We start from the raw sequence: 15168 nt of genomic DNA, 5'->3' as shown, positions 1-15168 counted from the left end.
GCTGTTAAAATTTGAAGTTATAGGTTACCGTTGGTACCGGAATAGAGAAAATAGAGGTTTTGTAAGCCTTGATCTCTCCTTCTTTGGTAACAAAATAAACAGAGTATGGGTTATTTCTTCCTAACACATTATAAACGGATATGTTCCAGAAACTATGTGCAAATTTTTTGATTTTATGATTTCCTTCAATATTCAGTCCGATATCCAAACGGTAATAATCCGGAATTCTGAATTTGTTTCGGTCACTATACAAGGTATATTCTGCATTTCCGTAATGGTAAGTTCCTACCGGATAGGTAATCGGTCTTCCGGTCTGGTAAATAAAGTTCATCGACAAACTGTAACGCTTGGTAAATTTATAATTTAAAACAGCGCTAAAGTCATGTGGCTTGTCAAAATTGGCAGCAAAATAATCCCCGTTATTCACTTTTTCCTCGTCAAACTGACTGTCTAACTTGATAAAAGTTCTGGAGTAGGTATAGCCAACCCAGCCGTTTAATTTTCCGGTAGTTTTCTTTAGTAATAATTCCACCCCGTAAGCTTTTCCTTTACCCTGTAACAGTTCGGTTTCGATATGTTCATTTAATACCAGTTCGGCACCTACTTTATAATCCAGGATATTGTTCATCTTTTTATAATAACCTTCCAAGCTCACTTCAAACAAGCCTTCGCTCAGTGTTTTGTAAAAACCTAATGAGAATTGTTGTGCATTTTGCGGTTTTACATTGATGTCTGATAATTTCCAGCTGTCCATTGGCGACTGTGTCGTGTTGCTGGATAGTAAATGCATGTACTGGTAGGTTTTGTCATAGCTCACTTTTGCTGAAAAATCTTCGGTAAATGAATATTTAGCTGAAATTCTCGGCTCAAAACCACCATAGGTTTTTACAACTTCATTGCTGCCAAAAGCCTGTACTTCCTTAACGGTAGCATCGCTTTTCGGTAAATTGTCTTCGTATATTCTTTGTGATGAGGCACCTAAAGCGGCAAAAATAGAATAACGTAAACCAATGTTGAATAACAACTTGTCTGTTACTTTAAAAGCATCACCAACAAATAAAGCCGATTCCAATCCTTTTTCACTGGCTATAGTGACCGGTAACAGTGGTGACTGCGGATTTTTAACCGACAGGTATCCCGGGTCGATTCCGTATAATTTACTGGACAGTCCGTAGCTGAAAGTATGCTTTTTGTCACGGGCATATTCCATTTTTAACTGTAACTGCGTTTCGTTGATTTTATAACCATAATCAAACGATTTTAAGGTTGTGTCTTCATCAAAATCAATGTTGAACTTGTATTGGGTATTGGTTAAGATCAAATCCCCTTTGTGCTTTTCATTGAACTTGTGATTCCATTTCAAAGAAGCCAGTCGGTTGCTGTATTTGTATAGTGAATCCGACGTGATGCTGAAGGAATCATGACTGTAATAAGCCGTTGCTTCAATACTGTTGTTATCGTTGATCTGATGGCTGTATTTTAAAATTCCGTCATAAAAACCGGCTTTACTGTTTTTTAAAGATTCTTCATTCAGTGATTTTAAAATCCAGTCTGAATAAGTAGCACGTACGCCGGCCAATAAACTCGATTTTCCTTTAACGATAGGGGTACTAACGGTCACATTGCTGGTCACCGGACCAATTCCTGCTTCACCGGTTACTTTGTTTACATCGCCTTTTTTAGTGCTGATGTCAAATACAGACGATAGTCTTCCTCCGAATTCTGCCGGGATACTACCTTTATAAATATCTGCTTTATCAATGGTGTACGGGTTGATTGCCGAGAAAAAACCAAAGAAGTGAGACGGATTATACAGGGTAGCATTGTCTAAAAGGAATAAGTTCTGATCTTCTTTTCCTCCTCTGACATTAACTCCGGACGATCCTTCACCGGCAGTTTTGATTCCCGGTATTGTTGTCGCGATCTTAAGAATGTCTCTTTCTCCCAAAACAGTAGGGACATTCTTTAAATCTCTAAGATTGATCGTGGTTACACCGGCAATGTTGCCTTTTGCTCCTTCACGTCTTTTTCCGCGCACATTTACTTCCTCCAGCTGAGTTACATTCTCGGTTACACTCATATTCAGTGTACCGTTGTTGTACATCATTACTTTTCGGGAAACTTTTTTGTGTGTAAAAGATTCGATTTCAACAATGTTCAAGCCGGAAGGTACCTGCATGCTATAGTAACCCTTTTCATCGGTAATTGCCGTAGCCTCATTGTTTTGGGTCTTAACAACAACATTCGATATCGGTTCTCCGTTTTTGGTGTTCTTGATATAACCGGAAAGTTCAAATGTTTTCTTTCCTGTTTTTTTGCCTTCTTTTCCAATTAAAGATACAGAATTGCTTCGCGTGTCAGGATTTCCCTGTGCATCGTCATATTGCTGATAAAAAACAGGATCACCCTGGATCACTACTTCATTTGGATTTGATTTTGTGGTATTTCCAAAATAATTGTCCACCAGCTTGTCATAGATGATGCTGTTGTTGGTCAGGATGATGTTTTTATTGTCTATAAAAAAGTTTAGATCCGTATTGGCAAAAATATCGCTTAAGATTTCGTCTACAGCGGTGTCTGTATAGCTTTTAGTAATGGGTGTTTTGTATGCATCCAGCCAACTGCTGTCAAAATAGAACTTATAATTAGTGGTAGTTTCAATCTTTTTTAAAGCAGACTGAATATCAGTATTGTTGAATTCTATTGATAATTTTTGTTTTTCCTGGGCAAACAATAACTGGCTAAAAGTTATAATAAATAGGGTAAGTAGAAATTTCCTCATTATTAATGGGTTTTATTTTCGAGTAAATTGTTTATTTTTTGCATTAACTCTTCAAAGAATTGTGTTTTGTCTTCTTTTTCGATGGATTTGTTCATGCTGTAGATGTCATTGATTTTTTTCTTGAGATCAGGAAATAATGCGATAACATCACTTTTTGAAGCTACTTTGTAGAAATTATTGTCTCTGTAAACGTAATATTCGTCATTGTTTTCAAATTCATTGTAAATCCTTGTTCCGGTTACAGTTTCACGGCGGTCTTTGTGACGTTTGATATAAAACGTAAAGTTTTTACCGCTGATGTTTTCTTCATAATAGCCTTTGATAAAAGTGAACAGGGGAGAAACAACCTTGTTGAGATTGACAAAGCGTTTGCCGTTAATGAGAAAGGCATTGACATTTTGCGGAATCAGTTCAATTCCCACATTGTTGGTTTCACCTACGGGTTTGAAGATTAAAATATCATTGTAGAGATCGTATTTAACATCGATGTCATAATAATACTGGTCATTGTAAATGACGGTTCCTTTTTCGAATTTATCGGAGCGAAAATACCGGTATTTACCGTTTTGAACGGGATAAGGATTGGAGTGGATCAGACCGTTGCTAATGCTGAGGCCCTGAATTCCTGCAATGCTGTCATACGCTTTTGCCAATTGTATTTCGCCGGATTGGGCTTGTAATTGTAAAAAGCTAAGAAATAAAGAATATGGCAGTATAATGCATAATGGTTTAAGTGGGTTTTTGAATATCATTTATAAAAATAGTGGATTGATTGATAAATTGATAATGAACAAAGGCGTCAAAAATATAAATAATATCCTATAGAAAATGCTTTTTGAAAAAATTAACATTTAGGAACAGTGTTAAATTTTAAGAGGCAAATTGAGAAGCGGTATTATTGAAGAAATCCTTAATGATGCTATCCGCATGTTTGAAGTAATAAACTTTTAACTAACGGCTGTTATTCGTCATAGATTTCCGGTATTCCTGTTCAGCCGGCTGTTCTGTTCATGGTGGAGTGGTCCCGGTCTTGATTAGTTCTCTTTCTGTAAATTGGTCATAAGTTCAGGTAGGTTTTAGTGGGTTTTTGGGTTTAGTTAGTTTAACTGTGAAACGTACAGTTGGTAAAAACTTTTGCTCTATGTTTTTAGAGTTGTCTCTACAAATGTAGAATTTAAATTTAAAAATGAAAGAAAAAAACTAAAAAAGTGAATTTGTTTTATAAATGGAAATAAAAACAGGGGTGCTTAGGGGAAATGGTTCCGGTATAAAAAGATACGCCGGTTAAAATTTAAAAGCCCCGTCTCAGTTAAGAAACGGGGCCTTTTATGAATTAATTTCTATAAAAATTAACCTTGTTGAGTAGTGTCTTTTTTATCCTCCTTTTTGTCTTCTCTTGGAGGTCTTGGCAATAAAGCTTTTTTAGAAACTTTAGCTTTTTTGGTTTTTGGATCAATACCCATATATTTCACGTCAAAAACATCACCAACTTTAATAACGTCAGCTACGTTTTCAATACGTTTCCAGTCAATTTCCGAAACGTGAAGTAATGTTTCTTTACCAGGAACAAATTCTACAACAGCTCCGAATTCTAAAACTTTAACAACCTTAACGTTGTATGTTTCACCTTCAACAGGAGAGAATATCGTATTCTGGATAGCGCTGATTGCTCTGTCCATACCGGCAGCATTTGTACCTAAAATTTCAATAATACCTAAATCACCTTCTTCGTTAATAACGATAGTTGTTTCGGTTTCTGCCTGTAGCGCCTGAATGTTTTTACCTCCAGGTCCGATAACAGCTCCGATGAAATCTTTAGGGATTTCAACTTTGATGATTTTTGGTGCTTTTGGTTTAACAGTTGCATTTGGTGCTGCTAATGTTTCCGTTAGTTTTCCTAAAATATGAAGACGTCCATCACGAGCCTGCTCTAATGCTTTCTCCATAATATCGTATGCTAAACCTTCAATTTTAATATCCATCTGACAAGCAGTGATACCGTCAGCTGTACCGGTAACTTTAAAGTCCATATCTCCTAAGTGATCTTCATCACCTAAGATGTCAGACAATACCGCCCAACGTCCTGTTTTGTCATCGGAAATCAATCCCATGGCAATACCGGAAACCGGTTTTGAGATTTGTACTCCGGCATCCATTAACGATAATGTTCCGGCACAAACCGTTGCCATCGAAGAAGAACCGTTAGATTCCAATACTTCTGATACCACACGGATAGTGTAAGGACAATCTGCAGGAATCATGTTCTTTAAAGCACGTTGTGCTAAGTTACCATGTCCTACCTCTCTTCTGGAAGTTCCTCTTAATGGTTTTGCTTCACCTGTAGAGAATGGAGGGAAATTATAATGTAAATAGAATCTTTCTTCTCCCTGCTCTGATGGTAAATCAATGATATTAGCTTCTCTTGATGTTCCAAGAGTTACAGTTGCTAATGCCTGAGTTTCACCTCTGGTAAATATTGCCGATCCGTGAGCCGATGGTAAATAATCTACTTCGCACCAGATTGGACGAATTTCTGTAGTTTTTCTACCGTCTAGACGTAGTCCTAAATCTAAGATTACATTACGAACCGCTTCTTTTTGTGTTTTTGAAAAGTATTTCGATACTAGATCGCCATTTTCAGCTAATTCTTCTTCTGTAAATAAAGCTTTTACTTCTTCTTTAACGTTGGCAAATTTCTCGCCTCTTTCTTGTTTGGAAGTACCTTCTTGTGCAATAGCATAGCATTGTGCATAAGCCGCTTCTTTTACTTTGGCATAAATAGCCTCGTCATTTTTCTCCTCTTCATAAGTACGTACTTCAGTTAAACCTAAAGCTTGACGTAATTTTTCCTGTGCTTCAACCTGTAATTTGATCGCGTCGTGAGCAAATTTAATTGCTTCAACCATTTCCTTTTCGGAAATTTCTTTCATTTCACCTTCAACCATCGCAACAGAATCCTTAGAAGCACCAATCATCATGTCGATGTCAGATTGCTCTAATTGTTCTTTACTTGGGTTGATGATTAATTTTCCGTCTACACGTCCCACACGAACTTCAGAAATATAAGTTGTGAACGGGATGTCAGAAACTGCCAATGCTGCTGATGCTGCTAATCCGGCTAATGCATCCGGCATCACATTTTCATCATGCGACATTAACTGAATCATTACCTGTGTTTCGGCATGATAATCATCCGGGAAAAGCGGACGTAATACACGGTCTACTAAACGCATCGTTAATACTTCGCGGTCACTTGGACGTGCTTCACGTTTAAAAAATCCGCCAGGGAAGCGACCAGCTGCAGCAAATTTTTCGCGATAATCTACAGTTAGTGGTAGGAAATCAACGCCTGGACTGGCAGTACGGGCAGATACAGCAGTAGCTAAAAGCATTGCATCGCCCATACGAACCACGACAGAACCGTCTGCTTGTTTGGCTAGTTTTCCTGTTTCGATAGAAATGGTTCTACCATCTCCTAAATCGATAATTTCTTGGGTAACCTTAGGAACCATAAAATTAATTTTAATTCTTAATTAGACAAATGGGTTTTAGTTGTGTTGTTGTCGTTGTTGTTGTGTAGTTGTCTAATACCCAATGAAAAACCAAACTTTTTCTGTCAAAATATACAAAACAAAAAGAGGCGCGCGGGCACCTCTTTTCTTGTGATTATTTTCTGATGTTTAATTCTTTGATAATCTCACGATATCTGTTGATATCTTTTTTCTTTAAGTAGTCAAGAAGGCTTCTTCTTTTACCTACTAAAAGAACTAGTGAACGCTCTGTGTTAAAATCGTGACGATTTTTTTTCAAGTGCTCAGTCAAGTGGCTAATTCTGAATGTGAATAAAGCAATTTGCCCTTCAGCCGAACCTGTGTTAACAGCGTTTCCACCATGTTTTGCGAAAATTTCCGCTTTAACTTCTTTAGTTAAATACATGCTAATATTGTTTAAATGATTATTATGTAGTGAATTAGGATTTTCCTATTCGTGTGCAAAGGTAGATTTATTTTTTTAATTGACAAATAAAATGACCAAACATCGTTAAAAAAGTTTTGCAACTTCCTGATTTACAAACTCCAGAAAGCGTTCGTCGGCCGCTGTAAACGGATCAAGTACGTTGGAATCAATGTCAATCTGCCCGATATTCGCACCATTTACAAATAAAGGAACCACAATTTCCGATTTTACCGTAAAACTGCAGGCAATGTAATTGTCCTGTGCCTGTACATCGGGAACCACAAAATTCTGGTTTGAAACAGCAACCTGACCGCAGATGCCTTTTCCGAAAGGAATTACCGTGTGGTCTGTAGGCGCACCTACATAAGGTCCCAGGATCAATTCTTCTTTTTCACCGTTGCGGAAGTAAAAACCAACCCAGTCATAATAATCGACATTGTCTTTGAGTAACTGACAGATGTTTGTTAACTTTTCCGCTCTGTTAAGTTCCGTTTGCGAAACGATAGCGGTTATTTTTGGTTCTAATTCTTGAAATTTCATAACATTCTTTTTGCAAAAGTATTTATTTGAGGTCTTTTAATTTTTATATTTTTGTTAAAAATAAACGGTTTGAAAAATCTATTGCTACAATACAAACCCTTTTTTATCTTTTTGATAAAATTCCTACTCCTATATATAGGACTCACGGTTGGCTACAAGTGCTATCTGAGTCAGTATGATGCAGAAAACAGAGAAACAGACGGCATTACAAAAGCGGTTGCTTCCCAGGTGGAAAAGACCTTGCTGTTCCTCAACCAGGAGGCTTCTATAAAACCCAATCCAACGGAAGCTTCGGTCAATATTTTACTGCACAACAAATCGGTAGTGCGGGTAGTGGAAGGTTGTAATGCCGTTAGCATTATGATTTTGTTTGCCGCCTTTATCTTCGCCTTTTCGTCCCGATGGCTCAAAACAGGACTTTATATTGTAATTGGAATACTCCTGATCCACATCCTGAATGTTATTAGAATTGCACTCATTACGATTGCTTTAAACAGCTATCCGGAGCAGGAACATTTATTGCATGGCGTGATTTTTCCGCTTTTTATTTACGGAGTAGTTTTTGTGTTATGGGTATTGTGGGTTCAAAAATTTTCAGGTTATGCTAAAAAAACTATCGGAAAATAAAGGAAGATGGCTGGTTGTTGCCGTTTTGATTTTTTTACTGGTTTGTATCCGGGCTTTTGAAGCCGCACTTTTTTATGATCCGTTCCTGGATTTTTTTAAAGGAGAATTCCAGGCGGCCGTTTTGCCGGAATACCATACCGGAGCCTTATTCGGAGGACTGTTTTTGCGCTACTTTTTAAATACGGTACTTTCCCTGCTCATTATTTATTTTATCTTTAAAGACGTGTCATTGGTAAAACTGGCCGCTCTTTTATACGTTTTCTTTTTGGTAGTACTTCTCACGGCATTTTTTGCGGTACTGCTCAGTTCGGATAAACCGGATTATATGCTCCTTTTTTATATCCGGAGATTTTTGATTCAGCCGTTATTTCTGGTTTTGTTTATTCCGGCGTTTTATTATCAGCAGAAAAATTCATAATATTTTTTGTACCTTTAAGGAAGTAACCAAACTTTTTTAAAAGGATGAAAGTTGTAAAGCAGTCCGGGGATATTGTAAAATTTGACAGTGAGAAGCTTCGGAAATCACTTCATCTGTCGGGTGCCGGTACAGAGAAGATAAATGAAATCCTGAACATCATCGAACAGGAGATCTACGATGGTATGCCCACCAAAAAGATATACAGACTGGCTTTTCAGTTACTCAAAAAATCATCCAAAGTACATGCGGCACGCTACAATCTGAAAGCGGCGGTTCAGGCTTTGGGTCCGGCCGGTTTTTTCTTTGAAAAATATGTGGCGTTACTTTTCGAAACAGAAGGATATACAGCCAAAACCAATTTGATACTTAACGGAAAATGTGTGACACACGAAATCGATGTGCTGGTAAAAAAAGACCTGAAAGTGGGTATGGTGGAATGTAAATTTCACAGCCGCAACGATGTAAAATCCGATGTTAAAATACCCATGTACATCCTTTCCCGGTTTAATGACCTGAAAAATAAAACCCATTCCGTATTTAGTCAGAGTGACACCATCAGCAAATGCTGGGTGATTACAAATAACCGGTTCACTTCGGAAGCTTTGCAGTTTGGCCGCTGTTCCGATCTGAAAATGATCAGCTGGGACTATCCGGATAAGGAAAGTCTGAAATATAAAATCGAGCAGAGCGGATTGTTTCCGATAACCTGCCTGACGACACTCACGCAGGCCGAAAAAGAAAAACTACTGATCAGTAATGTATTGCTGGCATCCGAACTTATCGAGAACAGCCAGCTGCTTTCGGATATTAATGTTCATTCGAACAGAATCAGAAATATTATAAGGGAAGCTTCCGAGTTGTGTGAATACATCGGAAATAAATGTGTAATTTTTAATGATTAGACTATGAAAATTCAGTTTTTAGGAGGTGCAGGAACCGTTACGGGATCAAAAACTTTGATTGAGAGCAACGGAATCCGGATATTGGTGGACTGTGGTCTTTTTCAGGGCGAAAGAGCGTTGCGGGATTTAAACTGGAATCCGATATCGGTGTTGCCATCCACAATAGATTATGTCCTGCTCACACACGGACACCTCGATCACTGCGGCTGGTTGCCGCGGCTGGTACACCAGGGATTTGAAGGGCAGATATTTTGTACCAATCCGACCAAAGATGTCAGCCGGCTGATCCTTTTAGACAGTGCGAAGATTCAGGAAGAAGAAGCCGAAAAGGCAAACGAAGAACATTATTCGAAACACAATCCGGCAGAACCGCTTTATACGGTTGAACAGGCCGAAAAAGTGTTTCCGCTGTTTCGTACCGTTTATATAGATGAACCTTTTACATTAGAAGAGGATATTTTTGTCGAGTACAGCTATGCCGGTCATATCATCGGAGCCTGTTCGATAGCCATAACGATAGAAGGGAAGAAGCTGGTTTTTTCCGGAGATATAGGGCGGGATAACGATGTGCTGATGTTCCCGCCGGTAAAACCGAAACAGGCCGATTATGTTTTCCTGGAAAGTACTTACGGTAATAAACTGCATCCGGATAATGACCCTAAAGCAGAACTGGAAGCCTGTATCAATGATACATTTAACAAGAACGGCAATGTGGTGATTCCCAGTTTTGCAGTAGAAAGGGCGCAAACCATCATGTTCCTGATCTGGCAGCTGAAAAAAGAAGGGAAAATACCGGATATGCCTTATATTATTGATACGCCTATGGGGCTTAAAGTCCTGGATATTTTTACCGAAAATACGGCATGGCATAAAATGAAGCTGGAAGAAAGTGCAGAAATGTGCAGTATGTTTACGATGATAACCGAGTATGAAGATACCATTGAAGCCATTTATGACAACCGGCCGAAAGTGGTTATTGCCGCCAGCGGCATGATAACCGGAGGCAGGGTCCTGAGCTACCTGGAACGCTATATTGAACTTCCGGAAACAACCGTTATTATTGTGGGCTATCAGGCAGAAGGTACCCGCGGACGGAAATTGCTTGAAGGCGAAAAAGAAATTAAGATACACGGGAAATATTACCCGGTTGCGGCCCGGATAATAGAAATTGAAGGATTGTCGGCCCACGGCGATCAGGAAGACCTGATCAACTGGGTGTCGGAATTAAAAGACAAACCCCGGAAAGTATTCTTAATGCATGGCGAAGCAGACGGATTTACCGTGCTGAAAGAAAAAATAGAAGCAAAATTACATCTGGAATGTGTCATCCCCGAATTGGAGCAAATAATTGAATTGTAAAAACCTTAAGACTATTTTGGTTTGCAGGATTAAAAAAAGTACTATTTTTGCGTTGATGAAAATAAACAGGCACATAAGTTTACTGTTAGCGATGCTGATATTGGTTTCCAATGTCGGACTGGCTTTTAATGTGCATTACTGTGGAGGAGAAATTGCTTCCGTTTCATTGGCTTACAAATCGGAAGTACCCTGCGTAAAAATTGCAGAGGAGGAAAACTCCTGTTGTGCTGCTACCGGGAAAAAAGACGACTGCTGCTCAAACAGCAAAGTCGATTTAAAGAAAAATACTACCGATAACATTATTGTTAAGAGCTTCCAGCTGGATTTGGGAGCTTTCACATTTGCAGACAGCTGGAAACCGGAAATTACGGAAGCTGTGGAAACGGCTGTGGTAAACAGTGACGCTCCGTCTTTTTACTGCGACAGCAATGCGCCGCCGCTCTTTAAGCTCTATTGCCAGTACATATTCTACGCCTAATTTTTAATGCTTTGAAATTTTTGCCTTTGGCAAACCGATTATTCAAACATTAAAAATTAAAATCATGCATAAATACTTTATGGTTTTTCTTTTGCTGTGTGTAAACATCATGACAGCACAAGAGAATGTAACGGGTACTGTAACAGATGAACAGAATCTGCCCGTAATTGGAGCTTCCGTATCATGGAAGAATACTACTATTGGTGTAACCACCAACGAAAATGGCTTTTTCAGCCTGCCTTTTTCAAAAGAAAACAACCAGCTGCTCATCAGTTATATCGGTTATGAAGCCGTAACGCTGGAAATCAATGCGCCTCAAACAATCAAACAGAAAATAAAACCTTCCAAAACATTGGGAGAGGTTGTGGTTACCACCAAACGAAACAGTCTGCAAAAATCGTATGTAAAAACAGCCAATGTGGTTACGATGAGCAGCAAAGAATTGCTCAAAGCAGCCTGTTGTAACCTTTCGGAAAGTTTTGAAACCAATCCTTCGATCGATGTGAATTTCTCCGATGCGATTTCCGGAAGCAAACAAATCAAAATGCTGGGATTAACCAGTCCGTATATTTTAATTGCGGAAGAAAACATCCCTTCGGTTCGCGGTGCTTCACAGGCATACGGACTGTCTTTTACCCCGGGAACCTGGGTGGAAAGCATTCAGGTAACGAAAGGTGCCGGAAGCGTTATTAACGGATATGAAAGTATCTCCGGACAGATCAATACCGAGTTGATAAAACCGGCAAACGACATTCCGTTCTTTTTAAATGCTTACGGTTCTACAGACAGCCGGTTTGAGCTGAATACCCATTTTAATAAAAGAATATCCGATAAATGGAGCAGCAGCCTTTTCCTTCACGGAAATGCGAGAGTGGCCAAAAACGACATGAATCACGATGGTTTCTTGGACAATCCGCTGGGAAAACAAATTAACGTGCTGAATCGCTGGCAATATAACAATGCCGAAAAAGGCTGGGTGAGTTTTATCAATTTCCGGTATATGAGAGATGAGAAACAAACCGGGCAGGTGGATTTTGATCCGGACCGGGACAAGTTCACTAAAAATTACTGGGGTTCCGAAATCAACACCGATAAAGTGGATGTTTCTTCAAAAATCGGTTATGTGTTTCCCGATATGCCTTACCAGAGCATCGGATTCCAAAACTCCTTTAATTATCACAAACAGGAATCTTATTTTGGGTTAAACCAATACAACATCCAGCAGAATAGTTTTTATTCGAACCTGATTTTCAATTCGATCATCAGCAATACCCTGAATAAATTTTCAACGGGACTGAACTTTACGTCCGATGATTATAACGAATATGTAAATGTCGGTTCCGCAATGGACGTGAGCAGAAGAGACAACTCCGTTGGAGCCTTTTTTGAATATACCTATGACAATACCGATAACTTTAGTCTGGTTGCCGGAGCCCGTTTTGATGTGCATAATCGTTTGGGATCTTTCTTTACACCGCGATTGCACATGCGATACAATCCATGGAAAAAAGCGGTTATCAGGGCTTCTGCCGGACGAGGAAAACGCAGCGCAAATATCTTTGCAGAAAACCAGCAGCTTTTTGCGACATCAAGAGCTTTCCAGATCCTGAATACCGGAGGAAAAATTTATGGTTTGGATCCGGAAATTGCGTGGAATTACGGTTTGAGCTTTATGCAGGGATTCACCCTGTTTGGAAAAACAGCCGAAGTGAGTCTGGACTTTTACCGGACCGATTTCCAAAATCAGGCAGTGGTCGATTTGTATGCCAGTCCGCAGCAGGTATTGTTCTATAACCTGGACGGAAAATCATACGCAAACAGCTTACAGTTGGAATTTAATTATGAATTCATCAAACACCTGAATCTGCGTACGGCCTATAAATACTACGACATCCAGACAGATTACCTTAGCGGGCCGAAAGAACGTCCGTTGCAGGCTAAGCACCGTGTGTTTGCCAATCTTGCCTATGAAACCCATATAAAAGAGAAAGGGCAGCAATGGAAATTCGATTTTACCTATAACTGGATGGGAGCACAACGACTGCCCAATACAGCCGACAATGCCTTGTTGAGAGACCGTTTACCGGATTACTCACCTTCTTTTTCGGTAATGAATGCGCAGATTACGAGAACATTTTCCAGTACCTTTGAAGCCTACGTTGGTGGTGAAAACATCGGGAACTACAAACAGAGCAAAGCAATATTAGGTGCCGAAAACCCTTTTGGCCCGTCATTTGACAGTTCCATTATATATGCTCCGGTATTCGGACAGATGTATTATGCCGGAATACGATTTAAAATTAAATAAGAACATTAAAAAACGAAATACAATGAAAAAAATACTTTTAGCCTTTATCATCACCTTGATAGGTTTTGCTGTTCAGGCGCAGGAAAAGAAAAACAAAAATGCGAAATACGACATTGAAGTAAAAGGAAATTGCGAGATGTGTAAAAAGCGGATTGAAAAAGCGGCTTACGCGGTTTCGGGAGTGAAATCGGCTGTTTGGACTGCCGATAATCAGTCGCTGCATTTGTTGCTGAATGAAGAAAAAGCCAATCCTTTACAGGTACAGGAATCCATTGCAAAAGCGGGACATGACACCGAAAAAGTAAAGGCAAACACCGACGATTATGGCAAGCTGCACAGCTGTTGTCAATATGAAAGGTAAATAAAAATAAAGATCCTGATTTTGAACAATCAGGATTTTTTTTAAAAAGACAGCGCCGCAGGCACTATCGTAAAAAGCAAAGCAGTATTTGTCTGTACAAGAGCATAAAATCAATTTTTTTATCATGAGAATAACTACATTTTTAGCAGCAACATTAATGCTGCTGGGATTATTTACACCGGAAAGAGCCCAGGCTCAGGATTTTTTTAAAGACAGGAAATTATATTTAAATGAAGACGGGTCTAATTATGTGAAGTTTACCTTTATGGCTCAGGCCTGGTTGCGCAATCAGGATTATAATCCGGGAACAACTGTTAACGGCGTTCCGCAGGACAACGGGACAGATATTGGTATTCGCCGTTACCGGGTTCAGATGTATAGCCAGCTAACAGACCGTGTATTCATTTATACACAATTTGGTGAAAACAATTTCAACAATGTTTCCGACAGAAAACAAGGTTTTTTTGTGCATGATGTAATGGGAGATTATGCGGTGGAGAAGGAAAAATTGTCCTTAGGGATGGGATTGTCCGGATGGAGCGGACTGGCACGATTTGCCGCGCCTTCTGCCGGAACGATACTGGGCGTGGATGCCCCGCTTTTCCAACAGTCAACAAATGATGTAACCGATCAGTTTTTAAGAAAATTGTCGGTGTTTGCGAAAGGTAAATTAGGAAAACTCGACTACCGCATTGCGATGGCAAAGCCAATGGCAATACAAAAATCAGCCAATTATAATCCGGCAGTTACTCCAAATGCTACGTTCTCAGCCGATCCGCCGGACATGCAGTGGAACGGGTATTTTCAGTATCAGTTCAAAGACCAGGAGTCCAACCTGACTCCTTATATGACCGGAACGTATCTGGGAAAGAAAAAGGTATTCAATATCGGAGCCGGATTTATCTACCAGAAAGATGCGATGTGGCACTTGGGTACAGCTAACGATACGATTCGGGAGAATATGGTTCACCTAGCTGCCGATATCTTTTATGATGCGCCAACGGGTGACCGGGGACAGGCAATCAGTGCCTACGGGAATATCACGCATTATGATTTCGGCAAAAACTATATCCGTAATGCAGCAGTTATGAATCCGGCTACCGGCAGTAATAATCCGGCGATTTTAAACGGAAGCGGCAACGGGTTTCCAATGTATGGAACGGGAACGGTTTTATACGGACAGGTAGGGTATAAGTTAAAGGATAACCTGATTGGTAAAACAACAATAATGCCCTATGTAGCCATGCAGCATGCCCAATACGACCGCTTAAACGAGTCTATGAAATTTTATGATATAGGTGTGAACTGGCTTTTGGCAAGCCATACGTCAAAATTGACCCTTTCCTATCAGAACCGTCCGGTTTATAACACTACCGGGGACCAGATAGAGCGAAAAGGGGCTTTCATTGCCCAGTATCAGGTCTTTTTTAATTAAG

The 15168-nt window shown here is 39.6% G+C and carries 13 protein-coding genes; 8 read left to right on the top strand and 5 right to left on the bottom strand.

The genetic code is table 11. The features are described 5' to 3' along the window. Positions 1-4: 4 nt before the first annotated feature. From BGO42_RS00635 to BGO42_RS00615, 5 genes are all read right to left on the bottom strand, one after another. Entirely contained in the window at positions 5-2782 is a 2778-nt protein-coding gene (locus BGO42_RS00635) for a TonB-dependent receptor (RefSeq protein ID WP_177730000.1), read from the bottom strand. A 2-nt stretch (positions 2783-2784) separates the two neighbouring features. Then, on the bottom strand, positions 2785-3534 hold the full coding sequence (locus BGO42_RS00630) for a hypothetical protein (RefSeq protein ID WP_273245127.1): 750 nt from the start codon (positions 3532-3534) through the stop codon (positions 2785-2787). Positions 3535-4131: 597 nt separating this feature from the next. Further along, positions 4132-6294: a polyribonucleotide nucleotidyltransferase gene (locus tag BGO42_RS00625; RefSeq protein WP_273245128.1), complete on the bottom strand. Its 2163-nt coding sequence runs from the start codon at positions 6292-6294 to the stop codon at positions 4132-4134. Between the two features lie 154 nt (positions 6295-6448). After that, on the bottom strand, positions 6449-6718 hold the full coding sequence (rpsO, locus tag BGO42_RS00620) for a 30S ribosomal protein S15 (RefSeq protein WP_177729997.1): 270 nt from the start codon (positions 6716-6718) through the stop codon (positions 6449-6451). A gap of 105 nt (positions 6719-6823) precedes the next feature. Then, positions 6824-7279 carry an XrtF-associated fRMsr-like GAF protein gene (locus BGO42_RS00615; protein ID WP_177729996.1) on the bottom strand — a complete coding sequence of 152 codons (456 nt, stop codon included), beginning with the start codon at positions 7277-7279 and terminating at the stop codon, positions 6824-6826. Between the two features lie 51 nt (positions 7280-7330). Here BGO42_RS00615 and xrtF point away from each other — a divergent pair, with 51 nt between their 5' ends. The 8 genes from xrtF to BGO42_RS00575 all read left to right on the top strand — a co-directional run bounded on the left by xrtF (position 7331) and on the right by BGO42_RS00575 (position 15167). Further along, positions 7331-7906, top strand: a complete 576-nt coding sequence (gene xrtF / locus BGO42_RS00610) for an exosortase family protein XrtF (RefSeq protein ID WP_286748498.1) — start codon at positions 7331-7333, stop codon at positions 7904-7906. Further along, the gene (locus BGO42_RS00605) at positions 7881-8324 is read left to right on the top strand and encodes an exosortase F system-associated membrane protein (protein WP_177729994.1); all 444 of its coding nucleotides are present in this window, start codon (positions 7881-7883) and stop codon (positions 8322-8324) included. The genes xrtF and BGO42_RS00605 overlap by 26 nt, the downstream gene beginning before the upstream one ends. Positions 8325-8368: 44 nt before the next feature. Further along, positions 8369-9226: an ATP cone domain-containing protein gene (locus BGO42_RS00600; protein ID WP_177729993.1), complete on the top strand. Its 858-nt coding sequence runs from the start codon at positions 8369-8371 to the stop codon at positions 9224-9226. 3 nt (positions 9227-9229) lie between these two features. Continuing rightward, the gene (locus BGO42_RS00595) at positions 9230-10585 is read left to right on the top strand and encodes an MBL fold metallo-hydrolase (RefSeq protein WP_177729992.1); all 1356 of its coding nucleotides are present in this window, start codon (positions 9230-9232) and stop codon (positions 10583-10585) included. A 55-nt stretch (positions 10586-10640) separates the two neighbouring features. Then, complete coding sequence (locus tag BGO42_RS00590) at positions 10641-11063, top strand: HYC_CC_PP family protein (RefSeq protein ID WP_273245129.1); 423 nt, start codon at positions 10641-10643, stop codon at positions 11061-11063. Positions 11064-11127: 64 nt separating this feature from the next. Continuing rightward, positions 11128-13371: a TonB-dependent receptor plug domain-containing protein gene (locus BGO42_RS00585; RefSeq protein WP_502686351.1), complete on the top strand. Its 2244-nt coding sequence runs from the start codon at positions 11128-11130 to the stop codon at positions 13369-13371. Positions 13372-13393: 22 nt separating this feature from the next. Then, on the top strand, positions 13394-13732 hold the full coding sequence (locus BGO42_RS00580; RefSeq protein WP_177729989.1) for a heavy-metal-associated domain-containing protein: 339 nt from the start codon (positions 13394-13396) through the stop codon (positions 13730-13732). Positions 13733-13856: 124 nt separating this feature from the next. Continuing rightward, positions 13857-15167, top strand: coding sequence for a hypothetical protein (locus BGO42_RS00575; RefSeq protein WP_273245130.1), 1311 nt, complete (start codon positions 13857-13859; stop codon positions 15165-15167). Position 15168 lies beyond the last annotated feature (1 nt).

The sequence above is a fragment of the Flavobacterium sp. 40-81 genome, from assembly GCF_001898245.1.
GTDB classification, from domain to species: Bacteria; Bacteroidota; Bacteroidia; order Flavobacteriales; family Flavobacteriaceae; genus Flavobacterium; species Flavobacterium inviolabile.
This window is presented reverse-complemented; position numbering and strand designations above follow the sequence as displayed.

Bases quoted from the DNA above. Each gene is read 5' to 3' on its own strand.
- BGO42_RS00635 (WP_177730000.1), bottom strand. From the start codon at position 2,782: ATGAGGAAATTTCTACTTACCCTATTTATTATAACTTTTAGCCAGTTA.
- BGO42_RS00630 (WP_273245127.1), bottom strand. From the start codon at position 3,534: ATGATATTCAAAAACCCACTTAAACCATTATGCATTATACTGCCATAT.
- BGO42_RS00625 (WP_273245128.1), bottom strand. From the start codon at position 6,294: ATGGTTCCTAAGGTTACCCAAGAAATTATCGATTTAGGAGATGGTAGA.
- rpsO (WP_177729997.1), bottom strand. From the start codon at position 6,718: ATGTATTTAACTAAAGAAGTTAAAGCGGAAATTTTCGCAAAACATGGT.
- BGO42_RS00615 (WP_177729996.1), bottom strand. From the start codon at position 7,279: ATGAAATTTCAAGAATTAGAACCAAAAATAACCGCTATCGTTTCGCAA.
- BGO42_RS00605 (WP_177729994.1), top strand. From the start codon at position 7,881: ATGCTAAAAAAACTATCGGAAAATAAAGGAAGATGGCTGGTTGTTGCC.
- BGO42_RS00600 (WP_177729993.1), top strand. From the start codon at position 8,369: ATGAAAGTTGTAAAGCAGTCCGGGGATATTGTAAAATTTGACAGTGAG.
- BGO42_RS00595 (WP_177729992.1), top strand. From the start codon at position 9,230: ATGAAAATTCAGTTTTTAGGAGGTGCAGGAACCGTTACGGGATCAAAA.
- BGO42_RS00590 (WP_273245129.1), top strand. From the start codon at position 10,641: ATGAAAATAAACAGGCACATAAGTTTACTGTTAGCGATGCTGATATTG.
- BGO42_RS00585 (WP_502686351.1), top strand. From the start codon at position 11,128: ATGCATAAATACTTTATGGTTTTTCTTTTGCTGTGTGTAAACATCATG.
- BGO42_RS00580 (WP_177729989.1), top strand. From the start codon at position 13,394: ATGAAAAAAATACTTTTAGCCTTTATCATCACCTTGATAGGTTTTGCT.
- BGO42_RS00575 (WP_273245130.1), top strand. From the start codon at position 13,857: ATGAGAATAACTACATTTTTAGCAGCAACATTAATGCTGCTGGGATTA.